This window comes from Endozoicomonas sp. ONNA2 (genome assembly GCF_024606365.1).
Lineage (GTDB): Bacteria > Pseudomonadota > Gammaproteobacteria > Pseudomonadales > Endozoicomonadaceae > Endozoicomonas.
This window is the reverse complement of record NZ_JAHHPO010000136.1, coordinates 1-2,472: the sequence shown is the minus strand read 5'-3', so window position 1 is coordinate 2,472 and position 2,472 is coordinate 1. Positions and strand designations below refer to the sequence as shown.

The following is a 2,472-nucleotide window of genomic DNA, read 5'->3' as shown; positions in this document are numbered from 1 at the left end:
AGGCATCAGGTTTTGATCCTGACATGCGGGGGTTCGAATCCCTCCACCCCAGCCAAATAAAACCTGGCCTGATTTGCAAGGCATTCCCAATCAGAAATGTTGGTCTGGGGAATATATAAGCTTCGATGGTCCAGAGTGTAAGTAGTTAACCAAAAGAAATCATATTTTTCCAATTAAGCAGTCAGTTATTCTACGGCGTTGCAACTCCGGTCAAATTGCTACTGCTATGCTCCCTACGTTGTCCCTTTCATAGTAACTGTCCACTTTGCCGGAAATATACGATTCAATTTGGCCAACTACTTATTAGCTGGCCAAGAGTTCTGAACTCTAATGAGACTACCAACCGCTGATTATCTGGGGAGATAATCAGCGGTTTTTGCAATCGTGAGCTGACTTGTCCAGGCACTGCAGCGCAGAGATGGACGATGCCCAGAGCTTATTGGCAACACTGCCCAGTACCCAGGCATAAAGCACCTGGGCCGCCAATACCAAAGGCGTCTGTTTGATCATGATTTTCTGGAAAATCTCTTGATGGGACAAGCCCAGAGCCCGTGCGTTTGCATGGGTTTTCAGAAAATTATTCAGCACCCCGACTAGCCCGCCAAGACTTGCCTGGATGACGGTCATTTGTGTTCCGGATATCTCTCCAGCCTGATGACGGGCAATCAGGTGGCGATCATTGCGATCCAGATTGAACATCAGGAAGGTGCTGAGAAAGTTGCTGGCACTGCCGCGCACAGGGTGTGCCAGCAGCCCTTGCAGAAAGTGCCTGGGCCCCAAAGCTGATTTGTTCTGCTGCACTTGACGGTAGACCTGCAGGGAGGTCATGGGCTGACTGACGCAGGTCATCATGGCCGACGAGGCAGCATCCACCAGCAGGTTTATCTTTTCCTTTGGGGGGTTTGTTTTGGGAGTATCTGTCTCATGGATGTTTGCCAGCCGGTTGATGGTCCGCTCACTGGCCATGCGGGCGGTGTCAGCAATGATATAACGAATGCCGGTACGGCCCAGGGCAGGCAGCCAACCCCGTGATGAAAACATAAGCCGCAGCTCAGGCAGTTTGCTATCGTATTGTGACTGCATCAATGGCCTGGCCAGGGAGGTTGTAATTGGCGTATTCATTAAGGCAGGTAATAGCATGCTATTGGCTGCATAGGTGGTCGCTGTTGTTAGCCGGTATCCCCAGGACAATGCCTTGACCTGCTGGTTTGCCAGTTCTTCCTGTTGATCGGCAATCGTTGACGATGAAGGGGGCGAAGGCGGTGAAACAGGCATATCAGGCATATATTGTCCTCAGGGGGGCAGAGTTATGACAACTTTTCAGGCTGCCCCGGCTGCATTTTTGTCAGCTGATTTTCAAGCTTTTTGATGTTTTCATACGCTTCCCGGTTTTCAATAACCTTGTCTTCGCTACAGACTGTCACACATCCGGCTTTTAACGGGCCATAATGGCATGTTTTAATGTGTTTCTTCATTTTTTTAAAATCATCGTAACCCTGACACCCTGATAATTCATAGTTCAGCCAGGACTCGAAATACTCCAATTCTTCTTTACTCCAGCCATCACGCAGGGGTAAGCACTCTTTTATGAAAAAATCTTCAAATTCTTTACGGTCTTCATCATTCATGTGACTGTAGAAGTCATACCCGAGATCGTTGAGGATGGCACAATGGAATCTTGCCAAGGCTTGGTACTCTTCAGGGGAAAACAGCTTTTCATCAGGGTAATCCTGATTCAGAAACTCAGTTAACTCTGCAGGTAACCTGGTTAATATCGAATCAACCGTTGAGTTTATTTTACGGCTGGTATATTCAGTAACTCCCTGGCCGAAATGATAACGAAATTCCAATTCATCATCTACAGCATAGTAAAGTTCGCGTTTCAATTCTGCGAGATTGACTGACAAATTAAGATCGCGGCGGTCGCCAGACTCACAGGGGTAAACCAGTAATATGTCATTTTCCTGAAATTTCTCCGGTTTCTTTTCGGGCGCTATGTTTGCGACACAAGACGTTGATTCAGTAATTTGACGTTGATCCAGGGGCAGATCTGGCAGCTCCCCGGAATCGGTAAGATGTTGTGAACAAGCCTCTGGTATGTTCACCGTTTCATTGAGTGCAGTTGCGATATTTTTACTGCGCTCTGATTCAGACGGCAGTGAGGGTGGTAGCGACTGAGCGAGGGAGCCTGATAATGGTAACATAGCTGTGCAGATCCCGGGGTTTGATGTAGAAAAACTTTGATGTAGAAAAACTTTGATGTAGAAAAACTTTGATGTAGAAAAAAATAGGGGGCTGGGGCGGAGCGCGTATCAAGGTTACTTGAACCTTTGATAGAACACCGCCTTGCCTTAACATGAGACCCGTCGACCAACCTGTAGTTCCCACCTGGCGAAAATTATTCTGATCAATGCAGGTATCAGGGCGATAGAATCGGCCTTACGATCGTTCCAATCAAGGCTAATTTAAACG

2 protein-coding genes are annotated in these 2,472 nt (G+C 47.5%); both read right to left on the bottom strand.

Going from position 1 to position 2,472, the window contains the following annotated elements:
- Positions 1-366: 366 nt before the first annotated feature.
- Positions 367-1,284 carry a hypothetical protein gene (locus KDK14_RS02565; RefSeq protein ID WP_257263457.1) on the bottom strand — a complete coding sequence of 306 codons (918 nt, stop codon included), beginning with the start codon at positions 1,282-1,284 and terminating at the stop codon, positions 367-369.
- Between the two features lie 23 nt (positions 1,285-1,307).
- Positions 1,308-2,204 (bottom strand): hypothetical protein, encoded by an 897-nt coding sequence (locus KDK14_RS02560; protein ID WP_257263456.1) that lies wholly within the window; start codon positions 2,202-2,204, stop codon positions 1,308-1,310.
- Between the last annotated feature and the right edge of the window lie 268 nt (positions 2,205-2,472).